Below are 24,396 nucleotides of genomic sequence, written 5' to 3'. Positions count from 1 at the left end.
CGGAAGCACGGCCGGCGACGACGCTCGTCCGAGCCCGTTTGGGCCGCCATTCAGCGCCAGTTCGCGCCGCGTTCTCCGCCTGGTTAACCGGCTGCCGGGCCCGCCGCGACAGGCCGGACGACGCATCCGCGCGAAAATCAGCCCTTGCCCCAACTTCCCGGACAGCCGATACTCGCATATTCCGCGAAATACGATCCCACCGGACCCAATCCACGGTAATTCCTATGAGCACGATTCTCGAAAGCCTCCCGACCGGCCAGAAGGTCGGTATCGCCTTCTCCGGCGGCCTGGACACCAGCGCCGCGCTGCACTGGATGAAACTGAAGGGCGCCGTCCCGTACGCATACACGGCGAACCTCGGCCAGCCCGACGAAGACGATTACGACGCGATCCCGAAGCGTGCGATCGAATACGGCGCAGCCGGCGCCCGCCTGATCGACTGCCGCGCGCAGCTCGTCGCCGAAGGCATCGCGGCGCTGCAAAGCGGCGCATTCCACATCACGACGGCCGGCGTCACGTACTTCAACACGACGCCGATCGGCCGCGCCGTGACGGGCACGATGCTCGTCGCCGCGATGAAGGAAGACGGCGTCAACATCTGGGGCGACGGCAGCACGTACAAGGGCAACGACATCGAGCGCTTCTACCGCTACGGCCTGCTCGTGAACCCGGATCTGAAGATCTACAAGCCGTGGCTCGACCAGACGTTCATCGACGAGCTCGGCGGCCGCGCCGAAATGTCCGAATTCATGCGCCAGGCGGGCTTTGCGTACAAGATGTCGGCCGAGAAGGCGTATTCGACCGATTCGAACCTGCTCGGCGCGACGCATGAGGCGAAGGATCTCGAAAGCCTCGAAAGCGGCATCAAGATCGTGAACCCGATCATGGGCGTCGCGTTCTGGCGCGACGACGTGAAGATCGCCGCGGAAGAAGTGACGGTGCGCTTCGAAGCCGGCCAGCCGGTCGCGCTGAACGGCGTCGAGTTCAAGGATCAGGTCGAGCTGCTGCTGGAAGCGAACCGCATCGGCGGCCGCCACGGCCTCGGCATGAGCGACCAGATCGAGAACCGGATCATCGAGGCGAAGAGCCGCGGCATCTACGAAGCCCCGGGCCTCGCGCTGCTGTACATCGCGTACGAGCGTCTCGTCACCGGCATCCACAACGAAGACACGATCGAGCAGTACCGCGAGAACGGCCGCCGTCTCGGCCGCCTGCTGTACCAGGGCCGCTGGTTCGACCCGCAGGCGATCATGCTGCGCGAAACGGCGCAGCGCTGGGTCGCCCGCGCGATCACCGGCGAAGTGAAGATCGAACTGCGCCGCGGCAACGACTACTCGATCCTGAGCACGAAGTCGCCGAACCTCACGTACCAGCCGGAACGCCTGTCGATGGAGAAGGTGGCATCGACGTTCTCGCCGCGCGACCGGATCGGCCAGCTGACGATGCGCAACCTCGACATCACCGATACGCGCGACAAGCTGCGCGTTTATACGCAAGTCGGCTTGCTCACGCCGGGTGAATCGTCGGCGTTGCCGCAAATCAAGGGCGACGACAAGTAAGTCGCTTCGTTCGACGCCGTGCCGCATCGCTGAATGCGGCACGGCCGGGCAGGCTGCGTGCGTGACGATCGGCACACGCAGCCTGCCCGCTCCTTCCGCCTCCCCCCGCTTTTTTCCTTCCCTCCGCAATCGCATCACGCGGTGCCTCGCGCAAACGGCACTGCAACGCCGCACCGGTCATGACAAGCTGCGAGTCGTTCGACTTCCGCCTTTCCTTATGACTGCCCTTACCGTCACCCACCTGAACGGCCCGATCAACAGCGGCAAGACGACGATCGGCCGCGCACTCGCACGCGCACTGCCCGACGCGCGCTTCATCGACGGCGACGATCACGATGCGCCCGAAGATGCACCGTTCGACGTGCAGTGGGCGATCGCGCTGGAGCGTCTCGTCACGCAGATCGCGAATGCGCGCGAACGCCATCTGGTGATCGCCTATCCGATCGGCGAAGCGGAATTCGAACGGTTGCGCGCCGCCTGCGACGCACGCGCTGCGCGCCTGTTCGTCGTGACGCTCGCGCCGCCCGAAGCGGTCGCGGCTTCGAATCGCGACACGCGCGCACTGACGGATTGGGAGCGGCAGCGTATCGCCGAGATGTATCGGGAGGGGTATGCAACGCGCGCGTTCAGCGATTGCGTGATCGATACGTCGAAGGCATCGGCCGATGCGTGTGCGGAGGAGATTGCTCGCCGCACGGCGCTTCCAGCACATTGACGCTGCCGCTTCGGCCGCGCACCGTCGCGACGAACCTCGCCGCAGTCCCGTGTATCCTCGGGACTTTTCGCCAACCGGGAACGACACCGGAGACAACATGACGACACGATGCGGCTCTATCATCGCGTGGATCGCGGTCATTGAAATCATCGCGATGGTGATGTGCTACGGCTACGCCAACTCGATGACCGATCCCTATGCGGGCGTCGGCGTTCTCGGCTTCGGCCTGCGAAGCATGGCCGCCGTCTCCGTCCTGGCGCTTGCCGTCGGCATCGGTTGCCTCACGGCCGACGCGTCGAAACCGGACCAACCTCCACGAGCATCGTTCCGCGTCGCGATCCCGCTGCACCTTCTGCTCTGCATTCCGGGCTTGTGGTTCTGGCTCCATGCGTAAGCAATGCCCCGGCCGGTGAATCCGCGCGCGCTCACCGTCGCGACCGCGCAGCGTGCGCGTCCGAATGCATGATCGCGGACGCGCGCCGCCTTCAATGATGCGGCCGCGCCCCCGCCACGACCTGCTCCCGCGCCCCCTTCCGGCTCAGCATCAGCGTGACGACCGCCGACACCGCGAGCGTGCCCGCCACCACATAAAACCCCGCCGCATACCCGCCCGTCACGTGCTTCAGCCAGCCGATCGCGAACGGCCCGACGAAGCCGCCGAGATTGCCGATCGAGTTGATCATCGCGATCCCCGCGGCCGCGCCGGCGCCCGACAGGAACGCGCTCGGCATCGCCCACAGCGGCGCCTTCGCGGCGCTGATCCCGATGTTGACGACGACCAGCGCGAGCACGGTCAAGAGCGCGGTGCTCGCCTGCCCCGCGAACACGAAGCCGATGCACGCGAGCACGCACGGAATCACCACGTGCCACGTACGCTCGCCGGTGCGATCCGAATGCCGCGCCCACCCGATCATCGCGACGACCGCGGCGACGCTCGGGATGCCGGTCAGCAGGCCCGTCTGCAATGCGGTGAAGCCGAACTGCTTGACCATCAGCGGCGCCCACAGCCCGAGCGTATACAGCCCCGCCGACGTGCCGAAGTAGATCAGCGCGAGCGCCAGCACGCGCGGATCGCGCAGCGCCTGCCACGCGCCCGCCGTATGCCCGGCATGCGTGTGGAGCACCTCGGCTTCGGCCTTCAGCTTCGCGATCAGCCAGTCGCGCTCGTCCGGCTGCAGCCACGCGGCCTTCGACGGCGCATCGGTCAGGCACTTCAACACGACGAAGCCAAGCACGACCGCCGGCAGCGCTTCGACGATGTACAGCATCTGCCAGTCGGCGAGCCCGAACATCGGCGGCATCTGCATGATCGCGCCGGACAGCGGCGAGCCGATCGCGGTCGAGATCGGCGCGGCCGCCATGAACCACGCGGCGGCCACCGCGCGCTGCTTCGCGGGGAACCACAGGCTGAGATACAGGATGATGCCGGGGAAGAACCCGGCTTCGGCCACGCCGAGCAGGAAGCGCAGCACGTAGAAGCTCGTCGGCCCGGCCGCAAAAGCGGACACTGCCGACACGAGGCCCCACGTGATCATCACGCGCGCGATCCAGATGCGTGCGCCGACACGATGGAGGATCAGGTTGGACGGCACCTCGAACAGGAAGTAGCCGATGAAGAACAGGCCGCCGCCGAACCCGAACGCGGTCGGCGACAGGCCGATCGCCTTGTTCATCGTCATCGCGGCAAAGCCGACGTTGACGCGATCGAGAAAGCTGACGAAGTAAAGCAGCATCACGAACGGAATGATGCACCACATCAGTTTCCGCGCGACGCGGGTTTCCAGATCCGCTTGCATGTGTCTCCTCCTTCGAGGTCGAGCCGTGCTCTGTTCGTGAATACTCGCCGGCGCCACGACGAAGCGCGCGGGCCCGCGCCCGGCTCGCGTCGGATGCGCGAGTCGCGGGCATCAAAAACCGGTAGGATGACGAACTGGCGGCGGCCGGCTACCGGTTGCGCATGCGCGCCGCCGCTACATCAAAGCGCGCATGCGCAGCGCCGCCTCGATCGTCAGGCCGCGACCGCCGCGTTCGCGACGCGCTCGCACACGGCCGCCGTCACCTGCGCGGTTGTCGCGCGTCCGCCGAGGTCGCGCGTATGCAGCGACGGGTCGGCCGTCACGGCCTCGATCGCCTGCATCACGCGCGCGGCGGCTTCCGCCTCGCCGAGATGCTCGAGCAGCATCACGACCGACCAGAACGTGCCGACCGGATTCGCGAGCCCCTGGCCCATGATGTCGAACGCGGAGCCGTGGATCGGCTCGAACATCGACGGATAACGGCGCTCGGGATCGATGTTGCCGGTCGGCGCGATGCCGAGGCTGCCGGCGAGCGCGGCGGCGAGATCGCTGAGGATGTCCGCGTGCAGGTTGGTCGCGACGATCGTGTCGAGCGACGCCGGCCGGTTGACCATGCGCGCGGTCGCCGCGTCGACGAGTTCCTTGTCCCACGTGACGTCGGGGAATTCCTGCGCGACCTGCTTCGCGATCTCGTCCCACATCACCATTGCGTGCCGCTGCGCGTTGCTCTTCGTGATCACGGTCAGCAGCTTGCGCGGACGCGACTGCGCTAGCCGGAACGCGAAGCGCATGATGCGTTCGACGCCGGTGCGCGTGAGGATCGACACGTCGGTCGCGGCTTCGATCGGATGGCCCTGGTGCACGCGGCCGCCGACGCCCGCGTACTCGCCCTCGGAGTTCTCGCGGACGATGACCCAGTTCAGGTCGTCCGGCCCGCAGCGCTTCAGCGGCGCGTCGATGCCGGGCAGGATGCGCGTCGGGCGCACGTTCGCGTACTGGTCGAAGCCCTGGCAGATCTTCAGGCGCAGCCCCCACAGCGTGACGTGATCGGGCACGTCGGGGTCGCCCGCCGAGCCGAACAGGATCGCGTCCTTGCCGCGCAGCGCGTCGAGACCGTCGGCCGGCATCATCGCGCCATGCAGGCGGTAGTAATCGGCGCCCCAGTCGAAATCCTCGAACTCGAACGCGAAACGATCGCTGCCGCGGGCCAGCGCTTCCAGCACCTGCTTGCCGGCCGGCACCACTTCCTTGCCGATGCCGTCGCCGGGAATCGTTGCGATACGGTAGGTCTTCATGCGGACATCCTCGATTGATCGTGAGCGTGAACGCACTTTACCGAACCAGGAGTGCAGGAACCGGCGCTAGAATCAAAGCATCTTTAACTTCGATTCATGAATCCCGTCATGGCGGATACTGTCCAGCCGGCCGATCTCGGCTTCTTCTCGACGCTGGCCGCGTCGGGCAGCCTGAGCGCGGCCGCGCGCGAACTCGGGCTGACCGCGGCGGCCGTCAGCAAGCGGCTCACGCAGATGGAGCGGCGCGCGGGCGTCACGCTCGTCAACCGCACGACGCGGCGGATGATGCTGACGCCCGAAGGCGCCGTGTATCTCGACTACGCGCGCCGGATCCTCGACCAGATGGACGAACTCGGCGAGCTGCTCGGCAGCGCGAAGCAGCGCCCGAAGGGGCTGCTGCGCGTGAACGCAACGCTCGGCTTCGGGCGCAGCCACGTCGGCCCCGCGATCTCGCGTTTCGTCGCGTGCTATCCGGAGGTGTCGGTGCAGTTGCAGTTGTCGGTGATGCCGCCGCCGCTCACCGACGACGCGTTCGACGTGTGCATCCGCTTCGGCGAGCCGCCCGACACGCGCGTCGTCGCGCGGCGGCTCGCGCCGAACCGCCGGCTGCTGTGCGCGGCGCCCGCGTATCTCGCGCGGCACGGGACGCCCGGCACGCCGCACGACCTGACGCGACACAACTGCATCGGCATCCGGCAAGGTGACGAGGGCTATGGCGTGTGGCGCCTGACGAGCGGACGCGGCGCGGCACGCCACACGGAAGCCGTGCGGATCAACGGCAACCTGACGACGAACGACGGCGAGATCGCCGTGAAGTGGGCGCTCGACGGGCATGGCATTCTGATGCGCGCGGAATGGGACCTCCGCGACTATCTCGCCGACGGCCGCCTCGTCGTCGTGCTGCCCGACCATGAAACGCCGAGCGCGGATATCTATGCGGTGTACGCGCAACGTCACCAGATGTCCGCGCGGATTCGTGCGTTCGTCGATTTTCTGGCGGACGAATTGGGGCGATTGAGGACGGTGTAGGGAAAACCGCAAGGCTGGGACAAGCCGCCGTCACTACATGCGTCCGGCCCGGACAACGCTCGACGGCCGAATCGCTCTGTACCTGGTCACGCTTCGCTCCGGATGCACACGGGCTTGCCTCGCCTGGGCAGTTATCAGAATGAAAATATTCTGGCGAAACATCGCGAATAATCGCCAGAATATTTACATCCTGCGACGCGACTCGCGCTGCCTGCCCGCGAGCAGGAGCGAATGGCCGGCGCGTTCCATCTCGCGAACGATTGACCGCCCCTCGTTCAGCGCTCCTCGTTCAGCGCCTCTCGTTCACGCCAGCGCCACCTGACTGCCCTCGCGATCGTTCATCTCGACGGCTTCCGGCACCGGCTGTCGCGCCATGGGCCCCGCGACGACCACACCTTCCCGGTCCTGCGCAAACCGCTCCGCGATCCAGTCGACGAACGCGCGCACGCCGGGCGACACATGCGGGCGCTTCACGTAGACGGCCGACACGGCCACCGCATCGGGCCGCCAGCGCGACAGCACTTCCCGCAATCGTCCCGCGTCGATCAACGGCTGCGCGGCGACACGCGGCGGCTGGATCAGGCCGAGGCCGTGCAAGCCGCACGCGAGATATGCGTGCTCGTCGTCCACGCTGACGATGCCGTCGAACCGGACCTTGCGCACCGCGCCATCCACCGTGAAATCGAGTTCGGCCGTGCGCTGACCGGAAACGGACGCCACGCCGACCGCGCGATGCGCGGCGAGATCGTCGAGCGTGCTCGGGACTCCTAGGCGGTCGAGATAGGCAGGGCTCGCGCACGTCACGCGCTCGAGCATGCCGAGCCGGCGCGCGACAAGCGACGAATCGGGTAGCGCGCCAAGCCGGAGGCTGCAGTCGACCGCGTCGCCGACCATGTCGGCCGCGCGACCGGACACGCCGAGCATCAGCACGAGATCGGGATGCCGTGCATGAAATTCCCCGAGCGCGGGCAACACGATCGCGCTCGCCACCGATCCCGGCAATTCGACGCGCAGCGGCCCGCTCGGATGCAGCGCGGCGCCGCGGATGCTGGCCTCGAGCTCGTCGACGTCCGCCGTGATGCGCAGGCAGCGCCGGTAATACGCGTCGCCTTCGGGCGTCGCACGCAGCGCGCGCGTCGTGCGCACCAGCAGCGGCATGCCGAGCGCCGCTTCGAGCTCCTGCACGGTCCGCGTCGCGGTCGCGCGCGAAATGCCGAGCGCCTGCGCGGCGCGCGTAAAGCTGTTCATTTCGACGATGCGCGTGAAGATGCGCATCGCGCGGATCGGATTGTCCACCGGACACCCCTGCGTGGTTGCAGCATGCCGCGGCGCGCATTCGTGCGCCGTGCATGCATGTCGAGTCGAGGAAAGCCGCGCCGCCGGCGCGGCGGCCGGTTCAGCCGGTTCAGCCGTTCGCTGCCGCGGCGCCGCGCGCCGGTTCGTCGAGCAGCCGTTGCGCCAGCGCGAGCGCATCGTCGCGGGTCGCCGCGGCGTTCAACGGGTAGCCCCAGACTTTCTCGAACGCGCCCGAGAACGCGTCGAGCGCCACGCGCCGCGCCGCGTCGGGCTCGATCGCGATCATCGCGGGGATCCATTCGCGCGACTGCGCGCGGTTGGCCTTGCTCCACTTCGCGAGCTGCTTGCGCATTTCGTGATCGCCGGCGCCGCGATCGTCGCCGGATGGCGCGTCGTCGGTCAGAAGAACGAAGCGTTCGCGGCGCGCCAGCAACGCGTCGAGTTCGACGAACAGGTGGGCGGGGTCGGTGTGCGTCGAACCGCTGTAACGCAACCAGACAAACGGAAATTCAGTCGTGACGATCTGCATGTCGACCTCCAGATGAGAACGATTCTCATTTTATGGATCGAGGCCAACCGCGTCATTTTTCATCCCGGCCAACCGCTTTTTCATTCCGGCCAAACGTGCGCGCACCGGCCGTTCAGCGTTGCCGGTCGGTCAGGAATTGCGTCGGCGGCTTGCCGGTCGCCTTGCGGAACATCGTCACGAAGCTGCTCGCGCTCTCGTAGCCGAGATCGATCGCGATCTGGTGCACGCGGCGGCCGGTCGTCAGCATCCGCAGCGACAGCGCGACGTGCAGCCGCCGGCGCCAGTCGCCGAGGCTCATCCCGAGCTCCTTCGTCGCGAGCCGCGTCAGGCTGCGTTCGCTGACGCCCGCGCGCCGCGCGAGTTCGGGCAGCGACGACTTGTCGGCCGGATCGTCGAGCAGATGGTCGATCAGCTTGCGCAGCCGGCGGTCGGCCGGCATCGGCAGGTACAGATCCTCGACCGGCGCCGCGACGAGTTCGTCGAGCAGCGTCGCCACCAGCCGCCCTTGCGGGCCGTCGACGTCGTACAGGTTCGGGAAGCTCGCCGCCTTCAGCAGCAGCTCGCGCAACAGCGGCGACATCGACAGCGTGCAGCAGCGCGCGGGCAAATCCAGCGCGGCATCGGGTTCGACCAGCACCGCATAGAAGGTCGCGCCGGCCGAACCGCGCGCCGCATGCGGGACGTCGCCGGGAATCCACACCGTGCATTGCGGCGGCGCACTCCACACACCGCCGTCGATCTCGCAATAGATGACGCCGCTCAGCGTGTAGAGCAATTGCGCCTGGCGATGGCTGTGCCGCTCGAGCCGCCACTCGGGCTCGACGACCGAGCCGCCGAACACGACGAGCGGACGCGGCACGTGGTAGACGTCGGCGTCCGCTGGGGGATCGGTAGTCGGTGGAAGCTTGCGCATGAAACGATAGGGGGTGGTGGAAACCGGACGCCGTGCCCGCGCGTCGTTTCGTGCTTATACCAGAAAGGTACCGGTGCCGCCGGGCGGTTCGCGGGCTGCGTCTGCGGCTGCGCGCCGAACCGAATACAATGCGTCGATCCCCCGCCGCTGCGCCAACCTGCCGGAGCCGCCATGTTCGACCTGACCACGCTGACGACCTTCACGGCCGTCGTTCTGGGCCTGTTCCTGATCCCCGGCCCCGCCGTGCTGCTCGTGCTGAGCCGCACCGTGCAGGGCGGCCGCAAGACCGGCATCCTGACCGGCCTTGGCGTCGCAAGCGGCGACTTCGTGCATACGCTGTTCGCGGCCGTCGGGCTGTCCGCGCTGCTGATGACGTCGGCGCTCACATTCAACGTCGTGAAGCTGGTCGGCGCCGCATACCTGATCTATCTCGGCGTGCGCGCGCTGCTCGACAAACCGTCCGACCCGTCGCTGCCGACGGTGCCGCCCGTCACGCCGCTCAACGCGTACCTGCAGGCGATTCCCGCCGAAGTGCTGAATCCGAAGACCGCGCTGTTCTTCCTCGCGTTCATGCCGCAGTTCGTGCATCCGGAACGCGGTTCGACGTTCGTGCAGTTCGCGGTGCTCGGGCTGATCTTCGTCGTGCTCAGCTCGCTTTATACGTCGCTGATCGCATGCTCGATCCGCCCGCTCGGCCGCATCGTGAAGCGGCTCACATGGCTCACGCGCTGGCAGGGGAAGATCATCGGCTCGATCTTCATCGCGCTCGGGCTGCGCGTGGCCGTGCAGCAGCGCTGATGCACGCGGCCGCATGACGTCCCGCGCGGCGCCCGCCGACGAAGCCCTCTACACCGACCCGCGCCTCGTCGCGGTCTACGACCTGTTCAACGCGGGCGATCGCGACTTCGCGTTCTACGCATCCGTGATCGGCGCCGCGCGGCAACGCATTCTCGATCTCGGCTGCGGCACCGGCACGTTCGCGCGCCGGCTCGCGTCGGCCGGGCACGACGTCGTCGCGATCGATCCCGCGCCGGCGATGATCGATTACGCACGACGCCAGCCGGGCGCCGACGCGGTACGCTGGATCGCGTGCGATCTGGTCGGCCTGCCGCCCGGCGCGTCGTTCGATGCGGTCGTGATGACCGGGCACGCATTCCAGTGCCTGCTGACCGACGACGACATCGACGCGACGTTGCGCGGCGTGCGACGCGTGCTCGCCGACGGCGGCCGCTTCCTGTTCGATACCCGCAACCCGCGCGTCGAGCCGTGGCGCGCATGGACGCCCGAGCATTCGGCACATAGCGTCGAGTCGCGCGAATCCGGCGTCGTCGATCTCCATCATGCGGTGCGCGCGGTAGACGGCGCGATCGTGACGTTCGACACGTACTACCGCTTCCGCCGCGACGACATGTTGCTGAAGAACACGAGCCGGCTGCGCTTCATCGCGCAACCCGAATTGCAGGCGCGCGTAGCCGCGGCCGGATTCTCGTCGGCCGACTGGTGCGGCGACTGGCAACACGCACCGTTCGACGACGCAACCAGCGCGGAGATCATCGCGATCTGCCGCGCGTGAGTGCGCGTTCGATCACGTCAACCCGCAACCGGCAGCGCGGCCACCGCATACGCATGCCGGAGCGTGCTGCCCGATAACCCGATACTGGAGACTCGACCATGCCCTTCCCGCTTCATCCCGCGCAGGTTCGCGCGCTGCTCGAATGCTATCTGCGCGCGAAGGACCTGAACCGGCCCGCGTTGATCGCCGACTGTTTCGCGGCCGATGCCGAGCTGAGCTTTTCGCTCGCGAACGACGACATCGATTTTCCGCCGCGCGTGACGGGCGCGGCGGCCATTGCGCGCACGCTGGTCGAGGAATTCGGCGAGCGGTTCGAGCGGTGCCGGACCTATTACGTCTGCGCGGAACCCTCAGTCGACGAACACGGCGTAAGCGCAATGCCGTGGCTCGTCGTGATGCGGCAGAAGGACAACGGCGCGTTGCGGAGCGGGCACGGCACGTATCGCTGGCAGTTCGCGTGCGATGGCGAAGGCGTTGCGCGGGTTGCCGCGCTGCACATTCATATCGCGCGGATGGATACGATCGACGATCCGCAGTCGGTGAAACTCGATGCGCTGCACGCGGCATTCGGCTATCCGTGGCTGCCGGTCCAGGCGTTCGCGTGCGGGTTGGCGGATGTGGCGGCGGCGCAGCCGGATTGGGCGTTCATCGCGCCGTTCCGGGAGGCGGCAGCGGCAGCGGCGTGACCGAACCCGCCCGCGTGCGCGCGGGGCCATTCGGCTCCGCGCGGCATCCGTGCCGCCGCCGCGCTCACCGCGCCGCTTCGAGCGCCAGCCGCCCCCCTCCCAATCCAGCCCGAACCGCGCGAGATACTTGCGCAGCCGATCCGCATCGTTCGGCTGCTTCTTGCTCTGCCGCGACACCACGAACAGCGTGCGCCCGGCTTCCGACAGGCTCGCCGACACGCGGCACACGTCGAGCACGCGGTAACGCCGCGATCCGCACGATGCGCGTCACCCAGCGGCCATCGAAGAAAAGGACAAGAATATGTGGAAGCGTCATGCCCTGGTATGCCGCGCCGCACGAATGAACGAATCAGGTGAAGCAAATGGCTGACATGGATTATCAACTGATGGAACTGGCGAACGGCAAGCCGGTGAAGATGTGGACGCAAGGCGTCGCCGTCGAGGACGAAGCGCGCGCGCAACTGCGCAACACCGCGCAGATGCCGTTCATCTTCCGCCACGTCGCGGTGATGCCGGACGTGCACCTCGGCAAGGGCTCGACGATCGGCAGCGTGATTCCGACGAAAGGCGCGATCATTCCGGCCGCGGTCGGCGTCGATATCGGCTGCGGGATGATGGCCGCGCGCACGACGCTGACGGCGTCCGACCTGCCGGACTCGCTGGCCGGGCTGCGCAGCGCGATCGAACGCGCGGTGCCGCACGGCCGCGCGCCGGGCCGCCGCGATCCGGGCGCGTGGGGCGATCGCACGCCGGCCGCCGTGACCGAATCGTGGAAATCGCTGCTGCCGGGTTTCCAGCGGATCGTCGACAAGTATCCGAAGCTGGAAAAGACGAACCACTACGCGCATCTCGGCACGCTCGGCACCGGTAATCACTTCATCGAAGTGTGCGTCGATGAAGCGGACCACGTGTGGTTCATGCTGCACAGCGGCTCGCGCGGCGTCGGCAACGCGATCGGCAGCCTGTTCATCGAACTCGCGCAGGCGGACATGCGCCGGCACATCGCGAACCTGCCGGACCGCAACCTCGCGTATTTCACCGAGGGCAGCCGGCACTTCGACGATTACGTCGAAGCGGTCGGCTGGGCGCAGGACTACGCGCGGCGCAACCGGCAGGCGATGATGGACGCGGTGATCGGCGCGGCGCGCGGCGTGATCGGCAAGCCGTTCGCGGTCGACGAGCACGCGGTGAACTGCCACCACAACTACGTGCAGCGCGAACGCCACTTCGGCGAAGACGTGTTCGTGACGCGCAAGGGCGCGGTGTCCGCGCAGAAGGGGCAACTCGGGATCATTCCGGGATCGATGGGGGCGAAGAGCTTCATCGTGCGCGGGCTCGGCAACCCGGAAAGCTTCTGCTCGTGCAGCCACGGCGCAGGCCGGACGATGAGCCGCACCGAAGCGAAGCGCCGCTTCACGGCCGACGATCAGGTGAAGGCGACGCAAGGCGTCGAATGCCGGAAGGACGCGGGTGTCGTCGACGAAATCCCGATGGCCTACAAGGACATCGACGCGGTGATGGCGGCCCAGCGCAGCCTCGTGGAAGTGGTGCATACGCTGCGCCAGGTGGTGTGCGTGAAAGGATAGCGCGGCGCGCGATCCATGCGCTCGTCGAGACGATGCTCGCCGATGCCGAACACGATCGCGAATACAAGCGGCCGTGGGGCGACGTGGCGATGCTCGATACGTTCCTGCGCGACGTACTCGACGGTCGATGAAAGACGAACGGCGTGATGCCTGCGGGCATCGCGCCGTTTCCGCATCTGCACGCGCCCGGCCGCCGCCGGTGAGCAAAGTGCGTGCCCGCACACTACGCGTCGTTGCGCCGGCTGCCACCCGTTGCGGCGGTATACTTGGCGTCATTCGGCAAAACGCGCCGCGTCATGCGCCGCTGCACTCGACGTGCACCGCTTGCTGACGATGCGCTTGCAGTCCGACGTCTTCCGCCCGCCCATTCACAGCCGATACGAACCGTCATGTCGCACCGCCTTTCGCTCGCCCTCGCCACCCTCCTCGCCGCTTCCCCGCTCGCTGCACAGGCCCGCCCGCTTTCGCGGCCACCCGTCGAGCGCGACTTCAAGAGCTGGTCGGTCGTCTGCGACAACGGCAACCGCTGCATTGCAGAAAGCCACGCCGACGATATCGACGATGCACGCGCCAACCTCATCCTGCGCGTGACGCGCGATGCCGGCCCCGACGCGCAACCGTCGCTCGACATCTTCGCGTCGGCGCCATTGGATCTGCGCACGGCACGCGTCGATGGCCGCCCGTTCGATGCGATGCCGGCCCAATGGCATGCGTTCGGCGACAAGCCGGACAATGACGACGCGCACCCGTTCCGGATCCGCACGAGCGATCCGGCAACGGTTGCCGCGTGGCTCGCCGCGTCGCGCAATGCGCAACTGCTGAGCTTCGGCGATCCGGCATCGGCGCAAACGCCGCACATGCCGCTGTCGGGATTGAATGCCGCGCTGCTGCTGATCGACGACACGCAGGGCCGCGTCGGCACGGTCACGGCGCTGCTGCGCCCCGGCAACCGGCCCGCGTCGTCGGTGCCGGCCGCGCCGGTGTTGCCGCCGGCCGTCGTTCCGGCGCCGCCCGTCGCCAGCCTGTCGGCCGCCGAACAGCGCCCGCTCGTCGATGCCGTGCTCGCGAAATTCGGCGCCGACGTGAAGCAATGCGCCGCCGATGTCGAAGACGAAATGTCGGCCGGCGATCGCAGGAAGGCGTCACGCGCCGTGGCGATCTCGGCCGACGAGGCGCTCGTCGCGATCCCGTGCCAGACCAGCAGCCTGTATAACCACACCGACCTGTGGTACCGCGTGCGACGGTCGGCGCCGTATGCACCGACGGCGATGAACTTCGGCGAGAACGCGAACGCGGGCCTCGATTCGGCATCCTTCGCAAATGAACTGACCGACGCCGGCTACGATCCCGCCGGCGCGATGCTGTCGAGCAAGGTCCGCTTGCGCAGTGCCGGCGATTGCGGCTCGACCGCGTCGTGGATCTTCGACGGCCGGCGCTTCCTGCTCGCCGACATCGCGACGCACGGCACCTGCAACGGCCTGTTCCAGGATCAATGGCCGCGCCTGTATCGCCGGGCCGACGCGACGGGAAACCGCTGACGCGCGTGGCGCGCCGCCATCACGTCACGCGCCGACGATCGAAATCGAGAACCCGTCCCAGCCCTTCTGTCCGACCGTCTGCACGGCCGTCGTCGTGAGCTTCGGCTCGGCCGCGAGCCGCGCGAAGCCTTCCCGCACGCCGACCACATCGGGCTCGCGATTGTCCGTATCGGCCACGCGCCCGCCGCGCACGACGTTGTCGACCACGATCACCGTGCCGGGCCGCGACAGCTTCAGCGCCGCGTCGAGATAGACCGGGTTGTTGTCCTTGTCGGCATCGATGAAGATGAAATCGAACGGCGCGTCACCCGCATCGACGAGCCGCGCGAGGCTGTCCTTCGCGCTGCCGACGATCACCGACACCACCTCCGCGAACCCGGCGCGCGCGATGTTCCGCGTCGCGACCTTCGCATGCTCGGGGTTCAGTTCCAGCGTCACGAGCGTGCCGCCCGGCGGCAACGCGCGCGCGAGCCAGATCGTGCTGTAGCCGCCGAGCGTGCCGACCTCGAGGATGCGCCGCGCGCCGCGGATCGTCGCGAGCAGTTGCAGCAGCTTGCCCTGGTTCGGCGCGACGTTGATCGCGGGCAGCCCGGCCGCGTGGCTGGCCGCCAGCGCGGCGTCGAGCGCATCGTCGGACGGCACGAGCGTCGCGGAAAAATACGCATCCACCTGATTCCACTGGTCCTGATCCATCGCACGCCTCCTGTCTGCGGAAAAAGGCATTCTATGCGCGGCATCCCCATAAGCAACAAACCAATCGTTCTAAGGACGGCAGCACACGTGCTCCTATAATCGCCGGACGGCCGTACCTCTCGAACTTCACAACAACAGACGGAGCACCCATGACCGATCAGGCCTCTTCGAACTGGCGCCTCGAAACCATCGCCGTGCACGGCGGTTATCGTCCCGACCCGACCACGCGCGCGGTCGCCGTACCGATCTACCAGACCGTTGCGTACGCATTCGACGACACGCAGCACGGCGCCGACCTGTTCGACCTGAAGGTCCAGGGCAACATCTATACGCGAATCATGAACCCGACGACGGACGTGCTCGAGAAGCGGATCGCCGCGCTCGAGGGCGGCATCGGCGCGCTTGCGCTCGCGTCGGGGCAATCCGCGGTCACGTATGCGATCCAGACGATCGCCGAAGCCGGCGACAACATCGTGTCCGCGAGTTCGCTGTACGGCGGCACCTACAACCTGTTCGCGCATACGCTGCCGCAATACGGGATCACGACGCGCTTCGCCGATCCGCGCGACCCCGCGTCGTTCGAGCCGCTGATCGACGCGCGCACGAAGGCGATCTTCGCGGAATCGGTCGGCAACCCGCTCGGCAACGTCACCGATATCGCCGCGCTCGCGGAAATCGCGCATCGCCACGGGATCCCGCTGATCGTCGACAACACCGTGCCGTCGCCGTACCTGCTGCGCCCGTTCGAGCACGGCGCGGACATCGTCGTGCACTCGCTGACGAAGTATCTCGGCGGGCACGGCACGAGCCTCGGCGGCGCGATCGTCGATTCGGGCAAGTTCCCGTGGGCCGAGCACGCGGACCGCTTCAAGCGGCTGAACGAGCCGGACGTCAGCTATCACGGCGTCGTCTATACGGAGGCGTTCGGGCCGGCCGCCTATATCGGCCGCGCGCGCGTGGTGCCGCTGCGCAACATGGGCGCGGCGATCTCGCCGTTCAACGCATTCCAGATCCTGCAGGGCATCGAAACGCTCGCGCTACGCGTCGAACGGATCAGCGACAACGCACTGAAGATCGCGCGGCATCTCGCGCGCCACGAGCAGGTCGAGTGGGTGAACTATGCGGGGCTGCCCGATCACCCCGACCATCCGCTCGTCGCGCGCTACCTGTCGGGCCGCGCGCCGGGCATCCTGACGTTCGGCGTGAAGGGCGGCCGCGACGGCGGCGCGAAGTTCCAGGACGCGCTGAAGCTGTTCACGCGGCTCGTCAACATCGGCGACACGAAGTCGCTCGCGACGCACCCGGCATCGACGACGCACCGGCAACTGTCGCCGGCCGAGCTCGCGAAGGCCGGCGTGAAGGAGGAAACGGTGCGGCTGTCGATCGGCATCGAGCATATCGACGACCTGCTCGCCGATCTCGACCAGGCGCTCGCGCAACTTTGAGCGGAACGGGCGCGCCGGCTACCACGTCGTCGCGCCCGCCGGATACGTGTCGACGATGCGCGTGCCGTTCACGGGCGTAACGCCCTCATTGCGCAGCGCGGCCCACAGTTCGATCGCATGCTCGCGCGATTTGCGGCTGCCGTCGTCGGTCAGCACGTTCAGCGCGATCACTTCGTCGCGTGTCGTCAGTTGCAGCTGCTCCTTCAACTTGCGCGACTGATACGACGCGGTACGGACATCGCCCAGCACGATCCGCTTCTCCGCGACCTTCGGCTCGCCGCCCGCGTCGGCCGGCACGAAGGTCAGCCGGCCGTTGTCGACCTCGCATTGTCCGCGCGCAAACGTTGCACTCCACTCGCCCGACGGCACGGCCGCGAACTCGCAGCGCATCCGCTCGTTCGCGCGGCGGCCGGGGTCGTGCGCCGACGCATGCGAAAGCGCACGTTCCGGCCAACCGGCCGCCATCGCGGCCGTCGACATCAAGCAGACAGCCAGCACGATTCCTGTTGCGATAGTGCGCATGGCACGCTCCTTTTCAGAGGGGGAACCGGCCGAACCGCGTCGTCGCGGCCGGCCGTGAATGACGGATCAACGTACCGCGAAGCGGTTGTCGTGCGCGTCGACCATCGGCGCCTTCTCGCCGCGGTGGACGGTCGAGCGATGGATCTCCCGATTGCGCGCGACGGCGGCCGGGCTCGTCGGGTAGTCGTGATTCGGGCTCGGGATCACGCCGTCGTGCCGCGCGCGCGCCAGTTCCTGACGCACTTCCTGCCGGGTCTTCGCCTGCGCGGCCACGGCCTGCGAGAAGGCCGCGATCGACAGCGCGGCAACGGTCATGGCGATCATCGGTCGCGGAATGTTCATGTCGTTCGCTCCTTGCTGGAAATCCGTGACAGGAGCCTTCACTTTGATTCGGCGGCGGTGCGCGATCGTGATCGCGGCATGACGGTTTCGTCATGGTTCACGCATGTGCTGCATCGCAGTGCGAATTAAATTCGTCATTGGTTACTGTCGAAGCGCGTCGATCGCTATTCGGTCGGCGCGTGGCAACGCGCGAACGGGGAACAGCGCACGCTCGACGGCGGCACGCAACCGGCGCAGGTGTCGATCGGCACCTATGGCTACGGCGGAACACGCACGCAAGGCATCGTCAATATCGGGTTGCGCCACCGGTTGTGATCGCGGCGGCGGTGCGCTCGCGCTTGCGTGACAAAAATTTCATGTTCCGATCAGGTTCACGAAGCGTCGTATCGCTACGATCGGAACGGTAGCGGGCCATGCCCGTTCCCACCCACGCAGCGGGTCGCTGTCGTACGGCACGATCACGCGTTAGGCCCGGACTCATCGAGTACCGGGCCTTTTTTTGGTCGCGAGCCGGACGATCAGGGCGTTGGACTGCGTTGCGGAAACAAACACGGATGCGTCTTCACGTACAGGTTCGGATTGCCGCAGCGGTGCCCGGCATAGTCGATCTGCTCGCCGGGCATGAGATCGGCCGGCACCGGCTTGCGCGCGGCGGACGACGCGGCCGACGCGGTCGTGCCGGTATCGGAACGTTGCGATACGCAGCCCGCGAACAACGGGACGATCAGGACTGCGATCAACGATAGGCGAATGTCGGGACGATGCACGTTTCGGTCCGGAATGAAAGTCAGAACAGGACCGCCCGCTTTCGATGCTGCTGGCGCGAACGGCGCAAATGCCATCGGCCGCACGGGCCATCGGCAGGCTTCATGTTCCGCTTTCCGCTCATCGCGCTCATGACGCGAACATGACGATTGCGTCACGTCGATCGAGCGCGTACGGCGCGCCGCCGCGTCGCGCAATCTGACTTTTTTTTCATCTCCCGATCACGGTGGCGCACGGCTGCTTTCGCATACTGGCTTCATGGTTCGCCACCCGGCGACCCTGATCAAGGAGAGAACTCAATGAAAACGGCAAAACTCGCAGCACTGTTCGTCACCGCCACGCTGTCGCTCGGCATGGCCACGCAGGCCGCGTTCGCACAGACGCAGACACAAACGCAGGGCAAGACCCGCGCGCAGGTGGTCAACGAACTGAAGCAGGCGCAGCACGACGGCGTCGTGCCGACGAGCAAGACGCAGTACCCGCCGACCGCCGAGATGATCGCGCGCAACAAGGAGCTTCACGGGATTTCGGCGCATGGCGGCGAGAAGGCGCCGCAGGCCGATAACCACGACAACCTGGCGACGCGTTGATGCCGCTCGGTCGCATGACTGCGGGCAACGTGCCGCGCGCAACCGCCTGGCGGCGAACGCGCGGACGTGCCCGCCCGCGATGTCAGGTGCGGATGGCGGCCGGCCGCATCGGCTCGGCCGGGTGTCGCGGGAAGCGCAGCCAGAACGTCGTGCGCCGGCCGGGATCGCTGTCGACGCCGCATTCGCCGCCGTGGTTGTCCATGATCGACCGGACGATCGCAAGGCCGAGCCCCGTCCCCGACGCCGAATTGTGCCGCGACGGATCGACGCGATAGAAGCGCTCGAAGATCCGCCCGACATGCTCCGCGGCAATGCCCGGCCCCGTATCCGACACGGCGATGGTCGTCGCGCCGCCCTGCTCCACGCAGTCGATCGCCACGACGCTGCCGCGCGGCGCGTAGGCGAGCGCATTCGACAGCAGATTGCTCAACGCGCGCTGGTACAGCATGAGATCCGCATCGACCCACGCGTGGCCGTCGACCTTCACCGTCACGCCCGCATCCTCCGCAAGCGACTCGTAGTAGCCGGCGACACGCTCGGCCTCTTCCGCCGCATTCAGGCGCCGCACGTCGATCGACGTGCCGGCCTGTTCCGAGCGCGCGATAAACAGCATGTCCTCGATCATTCGCGACAGCCGCTGATACTCGTCGATGCTCGACTCGATCACGTTGCGATATTCATCCGCGCTGCGCGGCTGCGACAGCACGACCTGTGCGGCCGCCTGCAGGTTCGTGAGCGGCGTGCGCATGTCGTGCGCGAGATTCGACGAGAACTGGCTCAGCCGCGTGAACGATTCGCTCAGCCGCGCGAGCATCCCGTTGAACGCATGCTCGAGTTCCTTCAGCTCGCCTGACGTATCGAGTTCCGGCAGCGGATGCGCAAGCCGGCTCGACGACATCTGCTCGGCGCGCGCCGCGAAACGCCGCAGCGGGCTCAGCCCGAGCGCCGCGATGCCATACGCGATCGCGGCCGCGAGCACCACGCCGAACACCTCGATCACGACGATCGTATAAGCATGCGTCCGCAACAGCAGCACGTCGGCGCTGCGGTCGTACTGCACCGCGACGCGCACCACCGGTGCACCCATGCCCGCGAGCGGCACGGTCGTCACCAGGTACTGATGCCGCGCGCCGGGCGGCGCGACGCCGACCGGCACGCGCCCCGCGTCCAGCGACAGCAGCGGCGCGTACGAGCGGAAACCGGGCGTGCCGACGAGGCGCGCGCCCGTCGCATCGTAGATCGCGAGATCCATGTTGGGATGGCCGTGCAGCTGGTCGATCCAGATGTCGGTGTTGCGCGCGACGTCGGCCGTCGTGCGTGCTTCGGCCAGATGCGTGCCCAATGCGGCGGAAATGCCGGCCATCTGCTCGGCCGCCGTCATTTCGACGCGGTTGCTCAGCGCTTCGTAAAGCGCGACGCCGCTCGACGCGAGGATCACCGACGTCGACAGGATGATCAGCGCGGTCAGGCGTCCGCGCAGCGTGCGCGGCAGCAGGCGCGCGATCATGCGGCCGCGCCGCCGCGCGCTTCCAGCACGTAGCCCATTCCGCGCACGGTGTGGATCAGCTTCGGTTCGTATGCGTCGTCGATCTTCGAACGCAGCCGCCGGATCGCCGAATCGACGACGTTCGTGTCGCTGTTGAAGTTCATGTCCCACACCTGCGATGCGATCGTCGCGCGCGGCAGGATCTCGCCCTCGCGACGCATCAGCAGCCACAGCAGCGCGAATTCCTTCGCGGTCAGCAGGATCGTGTCGCCCTGCCGCGTGGCCTTGCGGCGTGTCAGGTCGAGTTCGAGATCGGCCACGCGCAGCGTGTTCGAATCGCGCGGCTGGCCGCGCCGCAGGATCGACTTGATGCGCGCGGTCAGCTCGACGAAGTCGAACGGCTTCGCGAGATAGTCGTCGGCGCCGAGCTCGAGCCCCTTCACGCGATCGCCGACGTCGTCGCGTGCGGTGAGGAACAGCACGGGCGTCGACTTGCTGCGCCGCAGGTTCTGCAGCAGCGTCCAGCCGTCCTGCCCCGGCAGCATCACGTCGAGCACGAGCAGATCGTATTCCTCGGTCTCGGCCTGGTGCTGGCCCGTGATGCCGTCCTCGACCCAGTCGACGACATAACCGGCCTCGATCAGGCCCTTGCGCAGATAGGCGCCCGTCTTCGGTTCATCCTCGACAATCAGAATTCGCATTACGCATTACCCTTGAAGAAACCCAGCCGGCGCAGCACGCCGATGCCGAAGCCGCCGCCGACGCCCCAAAGCGCGGCGCGCCACGACACCGCATGGCTGACGCGGTACAGCACGGGCAGCACCAGCAGCGTCAGCGCCGTGGACGACAGGATACCGCCGATCACGACCGTCGCAAGCGGACGCTGCACCTCGGCGCCGGTGCCGGTCGCGAACGCCATCGGCAGGAAACCGAGCGACGCGACCAGCGCGGTCATCAGCACCGGCCGCAGCCGCGTGAGCGCGCCTTCGCGCACGGCGGCGTCGAGCGGCACGCCTTCGTCGCGCAGGTTGCGGATGAACGAGATCATCACGAGACCGTTGAGCACGGCGACGCCGGACAGCGCGATGAAGCCGACCGCCGCCGTGATCGACAGCGGAATCCCGCGCAGCCACAGCGACACGACGCCGCCGCTCAGCGCGAACGGAATGTCGGTGAACACGAGCAGGCCGTCCTTCACGTTGTTGAACATCACGAACAACAGCACGAACACCATGAACAACGCGAGCGGCACGACGAGCTTCAGGCGCTCGCTCGCGCTTTGCAGCTGCTCGAACTGCCCGCCCCACGACACCCAGTAGCCGGCCGGCACGCGCACGTCCTGCTGCAACTTCTCGCGCGCATCGGCGACGAACGAGCCGACATCGCGGCCGCGCACGTTCGCGCTGACGACCACGCGCCGCTTGCCGTCCTCGCGGCTGATCTGGTTCGGGCCCGGCGCGACGTCGATCGTCGCGAGTTCCGCGAGCGGCACATACGGCGCCGCCGCGATCGGCGCGCTGGCGCCCGCTGCCGGCGCGGGCAGCGCGATCGGCAGCCGCTTGATCGCGTCGATGTCCGAGCGCAGCTCGTCGGGCAGCCGCACGACGATGTCGAAGCGGCGGTCACCCTGGAACAGCGTGCCGGCCTTCTGCCCGCCGACGGCCGCGGCCACCGAGTCCTGCAGGTCGGCGACGCTCACGCCGTAGCGCGCGAGCTTGTCGCGGTCGAGGTTGACGGTGAGCACCGGCAGCCCGGTCGTCTGCTCGACCTTCACTTCCGATGCGCCCGGCACCTTCTGCAGCGCGGCCGCGATCTGCTCGCCGGTCTGGTTCAGCACGGCCATGTCGTCGCCGAAGATCTTCACGGCGACGTCGCTGCGCACGCCCGAGATCAGCTCGTTGAAGCGCAGCTGGATCGGCTGCGAGAACTCGTACGCATTGCCCGGCAGCTCGGCGAGCGCTTCCTCGATCTCGCGCACGAGCTGGTCGCGCGGCTTCTTGGGGTCGGGCCACTTGTCCGTCGGCTTCAGCATGATGTAACCGTCCGACAGGTTCGGCGGCATCGGGTCGGCCGCGATCTCGGCCGTGCCGGTACGCGCGAACACACGCTCGATCTCGGGGAAACGTGCCTTCAGCGTCTTCTCGATCGACTTCTGCATCTCGACCGACTGCGACAGGCTCGTGCCGGGAATCCGCAGCGCGGCGACCGCGAGGTCGCCTTCGTTGAGGCTCGGGATGAACTCGCTGCCGAGCCGCGTGGCGAGCCCGAGCGTGACCAGAACGATCGCGCCCGCGCCGAGCATCACGCGCGCCGGGCGCGTCATGAACACGGTGAGCACCGGTTCGTATGCGCGTCGCGCCCAGCCCATCAGCCGGTTCTCCTTCTCCTCGACCCGCTCGCCGATGAACAGCGCGACCGCCGCCGGAATGAACGTGACGGTCAGCACCATCGCGGCCGCAAGCGCCATCACGACGGTGATGGCCATCGGATGGAACATCTTGCCTTCGACCCCCGTCAGCGCAAAGATCGGCAGGTACACGACCATGATGATCAGTTGCCCGAAGATCAGCGCGCGACGCGCTTCCTGCGACGCGCCGAACACTTCGGCGAAGCGCTCGTCGCGCGTGAGCGGCCGTCCGGCCGCCGCCTGCGCATGCGCGAGCCGCCGCACGCAGTTCTCGACGATCACCACCGCGCCGTCGACGATGATTCCGAAGTCGAGCGCGCCGAGGCTCATCAGGTTCGCGCTCACCTTCGCGTTGACCATGCCGGTGAAGGTCATCAGCATCGACAGCGGAATCACGAGCGCGGTGATCAGCGCCGCGCGGATGTTGCCGAGGAACAGGAACAGCACCGCGATCACGAGGATCGCGCCTTCGAGCAGGTTCTTCTTCACCGTCGCGACGGCTTTTTCGACGAGCACCGTGCGGTCGTACACGGGAATCGCCTTCACGCCGGCCGGCAGCGTGCGGTTCACGTCCTCCATCTTCGCGGCGACGGCCTTCGAGACCGTCCGGCTGTTCTCGCCCATCAGCATGAACACCGTGCCGAGCACGACCTCCTCGCCGTTCGACGTCGCGGCTCCCGTGCGCAGCTCGCGGCCGATATCGACCTGCCCGACGTCCTTCATCCGCACCGGCACGCCGCCGACGTTGGTCAGCACGATATTCGCGATGTCGTCGACGGTGCGCGCCTGGCCAGGCACGCGCACGAGATACTGCTCGCCGCGCTTCTCGATGTAGCCGGCGCCGACGTTGTCGTTGTTGCGTTCGAGCGCGCGCACGACGTCGGCGAGCGTCAGCCCGTACGACATCAGCTTCGCCGGGTTCGGCGCGACACGATATTCCTTCACGTAGCCGCCGATCGAGTTGACCTCGGTCACGCCGCGCACGTTCCTGAGCTGCGGCCGCACGACCCAGTCCTGCAACTCGCGCAGGTCGGCCGCCGTATAGCGGGTGCCGTCGGGCTTGCGCGCGGCGGCGTCGGCTTCGACGGTCCACAGGTAGATTTCGCCGAGGCCCGTCGACGTCGGCCCCATCGCAGGCGCGATGCCGGCCGGCAGCTTGTCCTTCGCCTCCTGGATGCGCTCGTTGACGAGCTGCCGCGCGAAGTAGATGTCGGTGCCGTCCTTGAAGATCACGGTGACCTGCGACAGCCCGTAGCGCGAGATCGAGCGCGTCTGCTCGAGGCCCGGCAGCCCGGCCATCACGGTCTCGATCGGGTAGGTGATGCGCTGCTCGGCCTCGAGCGGCGAATAACCGGGCACGGCCGTGTTGATCTGGACCTGCACGTTCGTGATGTCGGGCACCGCGTCGATCGGCAGCTTCTGGTAGCTGAAGACGCCCAGCGCGGCCACGGCCGCGATCGCCAGCATCACGAGCCAGCGGTGCGCAATCGCAAAGCGGATCAGGCGCTCAAACATGGCGGGATTCCTTGAAACGGGGAACGGTCGCCCTCGCCGGACGGGCCGCGCGACCGGTCATGCGGCGGGTCGCCAACCGAGCCGCAAATCGGGGCGCGGACTGGGTCGCGGACTGG

General features: G+C 67.6%; 23 protein-coding genes and 2 pseudogenes. 13 read left to right on the top strand and 12 right to left on the bottom strand.

What is annotated here, in order from left to right; translation table 11 throughout:
• Positions 1–224 precede the first annotated feature (224 nt).
• The 3 genes from argG (at position 225) to GD429_RS28855 (ending at position 2,668) form a co-directional block, all read left to right on the top strand.
• Complete coding sequence (argG, locus tag GD429_RS28865) at positions 225–1,559, top strand: argininosuccinate synthase (protein ID WP_105389664.1); 1,335 nt, start codon at positions 225–227, stop codon at positions 1,557–1,559.
• 217 nt (positions 1,560–1,776) lie between these two features.
• Entirely contained in the window at positions 1,777–2,274 is a 498-nt protein-coding gene (locus GD429_RS28860) for a shikimate kinase (RefSeq protein ID WP_152862106.1), read from the top strand.
• 97 nt (positions 2,275–2,371) lie between these two features.
• Positions 2,372–2,668 (top strand): hypothetical protein, encoded by a 297-nt coding sequence (locus tag GD429_RS28855; RefSeq protein WP_152862104.1) that lies wholly within the window; start codon positions 2,372–2,374, stop codon positions 2,666–2,668.
• A 91-nt stretch (positions 2,669–2,759) separates the two neighbouring features.
• Here GD429_RS28855 and GD429_RS28850 read toward each other — a convergent pair whose 3' ends face one another.
• Together GD429_RS28850 and GD429_RS28845 are read right to left on the bottom strand one after the other, a co-directional pair.
• Positions 2,760–4,070: an MFS transporter gene (locus GD429_RS28850; RefSeq protein ID WP_152862102.1), complete on the bottom strand. Its 1,311-nt coding sequence runs from the start codon at positions 4,068–4,070 to the stop codon at positions 2,760–2,762.
• A 212-nt stretch (positions 4,071–4,282) separates the two neighbouring features.
• The gene (locus GD429_RS28845) at positions 4,283–5,365 is read right to left on the bottom strand and encodes a tartrate dehydrogenase (RefSeq protein WP_152862100.1); all 1,083 of its coding nucleotides are present in this window, start codon (positions 5,363–5,365) and stop codon (positions 4,283–4,285) included.
• A 108-nt stretch (positions 5,366–5,473) separates the two neighbouring features.
• Here GD429_RS28845 and GD429_RS28840 point away from each other — a divergent pair, with 108 nt between their 5' ends.
• On the top strand, positions 5,474–6,394 hold the full coding sequence (locus GD429_RS28840) for a LysR substrate-binding domain-containing protein (RefSeq protein WP_152862098.1): 921 nt from the start codon (positions 5,474–5,476) through the stop codon (positions 6,392–6,394).
• Between the two features lie 303 nt (positions 6,395–6,697).
• Here GD429_RS28840 and GD429_RS28835 read toward each other — a convergent pair whose 3' ends face one another.
• The 3 genes from GD429_RS28835 to GD429_RS28825 form a co-directional block, all read right to left on the bottom strand.
• Entirely contained in the window at positions 6,698–7,690 is a 993-nt protein-coding gene (locus GD429_RS28835) for a LysR family transcriptional regulator (RefSeq protein WP_321574946.1), read from the bottom strand.
• 109 nt (positions 7,691–7,799) lie between these two features.
• The gene (locus tag GD429_RS28830; RefSeq protein WP_152862096.1) at positions 7,800–8,219 is read right to left on the bottom strand and encodes an ATP--cob(I)alamin adenosyltransferase; all 420 of its coding nucleotides are present in this window, start codon (positions 8,217–8,219) and stop codon (positions 7,800–7,802) included.
• A 112-nt stretch (positions 8,220–8,331) separates the two neighbouring features.
• Entirely contained in the window at positions 8,332–9,132 is an 801-nt protein-coding gene (locus tag GD429_RS28825) for an AraC family transcriptional regulator (RefSeq protein WP_152862094.1), read from the bottom strand.
• 171 nt (positions 9,133–9,303) lie between these two features.
• Here GD429_RS28825 and GD429_RS28820 point away from each other — a divergent pair, with 171 nt between their 5' ends.
• The 6 genes and pseudogenes from GD429_RS28820 to GD429_RS28790 all read left to right on the top strand — a co-directional run bounded on the left by GD429_RS28820 (position 9,304) and on the right by GD429_RS28790 (position 14,515).
• Complete coding sequence (locus tag GD429_RS28820) at positions 9,304–9,930, top strand: LysE family translocator (protein WP_152862092.1); 627 nt, start codon at positions 9,304–9,306, stop codon at positions 9,928–9,930.
• 13 nt (positions 9,931–9,943) lie between these two features.
• Complete coding sequence (locus tag GD429_RS28815; RefSeq protein WP_152862090.1) at positions 9,944–10,705, top strand: class I SAM-dependent methyltransferase; 762 nt, start codon at positions 9,944–9,946, stop codon at positions 10,703–10,705.
• Positions 10,706–10,803: 98 nt separating this feature from the next.
• Positions 10,804–11,391 (top strand): nuclear transport factor 2 family protein, encoded by a 588-nt coding sequence (locus GD429_RS28810; protein ID WP_152862088.1) that lies wholly within the window; start codon positions 10,804–10,806, stop codon positions 11,389–11,391.
• Between the two features lie 362 nt (positions 11,392–11,753).
• Complete coding sequence (locus GD429_RS28800; protein WP_152862086.1) at positions 11,754–12,977, top strand: RtcB family protein; 1,224 nt, start codon at positions 11,754–11,756, stop codon at positions 12,975–12,977.
• 2 nt (positions 12,978–12,979) lie between these two features.
• Positions 12,980–13,108: pseudogene (locus GD429_RS28795) on the top strand (nucleotidyltransferase); the annotation flags it as partial.
• A 258-nt stretch (positions 13,109–13,366) separates the two neighbouring features.
• Positions 13,367–14,515 (top strand): DUF1176 domain-containing protein, encoded by a 1,149-nt coding sequence (locus GD429_RS28790; RefSeq protein ID WP_193727225.1) that lies wholly within the window; start codon positions 13,367–13,369, stop codon positions 14,513–14,515.
• Positions 14,516–14,539: 24 nt separating this feature from the next.
• Here the strand turns inward: GD429_RS28790 and GD429_RS28785 are convergent, their stop codons facing one another.
• A complete protein-coding gene (locus tag GD429_RS28785; RefSeq protein WP_152862082.1) occupies positions 14,540–15,208 on the bottom strand; it encodes an O-methyltransferase in 669 nt (222 codons plus the stop codon).
• 149 nt (positions 15,209–15,357) lie between these two features.
• Between GD429_RS28785 and GD429_RS28780 the strand changes: the two genes are divergently transcribed.
• Positions 15,358–16,653, top strand: a complete 1,296-nt coding sequence (locus tag GD429_RS28780; RefSeq protein ID WP_152862081.1) for an O-acetylhomoserine aminocarboxypropyltransferase/cysteine synthase family protein — start codon at positions 15,358–15,360, stop codon at positions 16,651–16,653.
• An 18-nt stretch (positions 16,654–16,671) separates the two neighbouring features.
• On the opposite strand, the gene GD429_RS28775 is transcribed toward GD429_RS28780, so the two are convergent.
• Both GD429_RS28775 and GD429_RS28770 read right to left on the bottom strand, forming a co-directional pair.
• Complete coding sequence (locus GD429_RS28775; protein ID WP_152862079.1) at positions 16,672–17,175, bottom strand: hypothetical protein; 504 nt, start codon at positions 17,173–17,175, stop codon at positions 16,672–16,674.
• Between the two features lie 66 nt (positions 17,176–17,241).
• The gene (locus tag GD429_RS28770) at positions 17,242–17,517 is read right to left on the bottom strand and encodes a DUF4148 domain-containing protein (RefSeq protein ID WP_152862077.1); all 276 of its coding nucleotides are present in this window, start codon (positions 17,515–17,517) and stop codon (positions 17,242–17,244) included.
• 138 nt (positions 17,518–17,655) lie between these two features.
• Between GD429_RS28770 and GD429_RS41900 the strand changes: the two are divergent.
• Positions 17,656–17,832: pseudogene (locus GD429_RS41900) on the top strand (porin); the annotation flags it as partial.
• Positions 17,833–18,035: 203 nt separating this feature from the next.
• Here the strand turns inward: GD429_RS41900 and GD429_RS28760 are convergent.
• Positions 18,036–18,479 carry a hypothetical protein gene (locus tag GD429_RS28760; RefSeq protein ID WP_227791779.1) on the bottom strand — a complete coding sequence of 148 codons (444 nt, stop codon included), beginning with the start codon at positions 18,477–18,479 and terminating at the stop codon, positions 18,036–18,038.
• Positions 18,480–18,581: 102 nt separating this feature from the next.
• Between GD429_RS28760 and GD429_RS28755 the strand changes: the two genes are divergently transcribed.
• Positions 18,582–18,872 carry a DUF4148 domain-containing protein gene (locus tag GD429_RS28755; protein WP_152862075.1) on the top strand — a complete coding sequence of 97 codons (291 nt, stop codon included), beginning with the start codon at positions 18,582–18,584 and terminating at the stop codon, positions 18,870–18,872.
• 82 nt (positions 18,873–18,954) lie between these two features.
• Here GD429_RS28755 and GD429_RS28750 read toward each other — a convergent pair whose 3' ends face one another.
• Genes GD429_RS28750 through GD429_RS28740 form a run of 3 tightly spaced genes read right to left on the bottom strand, consistent with a single transcriptional unit; the run spans position 18,955 to position 24,280 of the window.
• Positions 18,955–20,379: a heavy metal sensor histidine kinase gene (locus GD429_RS28750; protein WP_152862073.1), complete on the bottom strand. Its 1,425-nt coding sequence runs from the start codon at positions 20,377–20,379 to the stop codon at positions 18,955–18,957.
• On the bottom strand, positions 20,376–21,059 hold the full coding sequence (irlR, locus tag GD429_RS28745) for a heavy metal response regulator transcription factor IrlR (RefSeq protein ID WP_152862071.1): 684 nt from the start codon (positions 21,057–21,059) through the stop codon (positions 20,376–20,378). Before irlR ends, GD429_RS28750 begins: the two co-directional genes overlap by 4 nt.
• A complete protein-coding gene (locus GD429_RS28740; protein ID WP_152862069.1) occupies positions 21,059–24,280 on the bottom strand; it encodes an efflux RND transporter permease subunit in 3,222 nt (1,073 codons plus the stop codon). The genes irlR and GD429_RS28740 overlap by 1 nt, the downstream gene beginning before the upstream one ends.
• Between the last annotated feature and the right edge of the window lie 116 nt (positions 24,281–24,396).

The sequence above is a fragment of the Burkholderia sp. BE17 genome (genome assembly GCF_009362305.1).
GTDB classification, from domain to species: domain Bacteria; phylum Pseudomonadota; class Gammaproteobacteria; order Burkholderiales; family Burkholderiaceae; genus Burkholderia; species Burkholderia pyrrocinia_C.
The sequence above is the reverse complement of the archived record's forward strand: the minus strand, read 5'-3'. Positions and strand labels throughout refer to the sequence as shown.

What these genes read in the sequence shown, in the direction of transcription:
- argG (WP_105389664.1), top strand. Translation starts at nt 225, where the DNA reads ATGAGCACGATTCTCGAAAGCCTCCCGACCGGCCAGAAGGTCGGTATC.
- GD429_RS28860 (WP_152862106.1), top strand. Translation starts at nt 1,777, where the DNA reads ATGACTGCCCTTACCGTCACCCACCTGAACGGCCCGATCAACAGCGGC.
- GD429_RS28855 (WP_152862104.1), top strand. Translation starts at nt 2,372, where the DNA reads ATGACGACACGATGCGGCTCTATCATCGCGTGGATCGCGGTCATTGAA.
- GD429_RS28850 (WP_152862102.1), bottom strand. Translation starts at nt 4,070, where the DNA reads ATGCAAGCGGATCTGGAAACCCGCGTCGCGCGGAAACTGATGTGGTGC.
- GD429_RS28845 (WP_152862100.1), bottom strand. Translation starts at nt 5,365, where the DNA reads ATGAAGACCTACCGTATCGCAACGATTCCCGGCGACGGCATCGGCAAG.
- GD429_RS28840 (WP_152862098.1), top strand. Translation starts at nt 5,474, where the DNA reads ATGGCGGATACTGTCCAGCCGGCCGATCTCGGCTTCTTCTCGACGCTG.
- GD429_RS28830 (WP_152862096.1), bottom strand. Translation starts at nt 8,219, where the DNA reads ATGCAGATCGTCACGACTGAATTTCCGTTTGTCTGGTTGCGTTACAGC.
- GD429_RS28825 (WP_152862094.1), bottom strand. Translation starts at nt 9,132, where the DNA reads ATGCGCAAGCTTCCACCGACTACCGATCCCCCAGCGGACGCCGACGTC.
- GD429_RS28820 (WP_152862092.1), top strand. Translation starts at nt 9,304, where the DNA reads ATGTTCGACCTGACCACGCTGACGACCTTCACGGCCGTCGTTCTGGGC.
- GD429_RS28815 (WP_152862090.1), top strand. Translation starts at nt 9,944, where the DNA reads ATGACGTCCCGCGCGGCGCCCGCCGACGAAGCCCTCTACACCGACCCG.
- GD429_RS28810 (WP_152862088.1), top strand. Translation starts at nt 10,804, where the DNA reads ATGCCCTTCCCGCTTCATCCCGCGCAGGTTCGCGCGCTGCTCGAATGC.
- GD429_RS28800 (WP_152862086.1), top strand. Translation starts at nt 11,754, where the DNA reads ATGGCTGACATGGATTATCAACTGATGGAACTGGCGAACGGCAAGCCG.
- GD429_RS28790 (WP_193727225.1), top strand. Translation starts at nt 13,367, where the DNA reads ATGTCGCACCGCCTTTCGCTCGCCCTCGCCACCCTCCTCGCCGCTTCC.
- GD429_RS28785 (WP_152862082.1), bottom strand. Translation starts at nt 15,208, where the DNA reads ATGGATCAGGACCAGTGGAATCAGGTGGATGCGTATTTTTCCGCGACG.
- GD429_RS28780 (WP_152862081.1), top strand. Translation starts at nt 15,358, where the DNA reads ATGACCGATCAGGCCTCTTCGAACTGGCGCCTCGAAACCATCGCCGTG.
- GD429_RS28775 (WP_152862079.1), bottom strand. Translation starts at nt 17,175, where the DNA reads ATGCGCACTATCGCAACAGGAATCGTGCTGGCTGTCTGCTTGATGTCG.
- GD429_RS28770 (WP_152862077.1), bottom strand. Translation starts at nt 17,517, where the DNA reads ATGAACATTCCGCGACCGATGATCGCCATGACCGTTGCCGCGCTGTCG.
- GD429_RS28755 (WP_152862075.1), top strand. Translation starts at nt 18,582, where the DNA reads ATGAAAACGGCAAAACTCGCAGCACTGTTCGTCACCGCCACGCTGTCG.
- GD429_RS28750 (WP_152862073.1), bottom strand. Translation starts at nt 20,379, where the DNA reads ATGATCGCGCGCCTGCTGCCGCGCACGCTGCGCGGACGCCTGACCGCG.
- irlR (WP_152862071.1), bottom strand. Translation starts at nt 21,059, where the DNA reads ATGCGAATTCTGATTGTCGAGGATGAACCGAAGACGGGCGCCTATCTG.
- GD429_RS28740 (WP_152862069.1), bottom strand. Translation starts at nt 24,280, where the DNA reads ATGTTTGAGCGCCTGATCCGCTTTGCGATTGCGCACCGCTGGCTCGTG.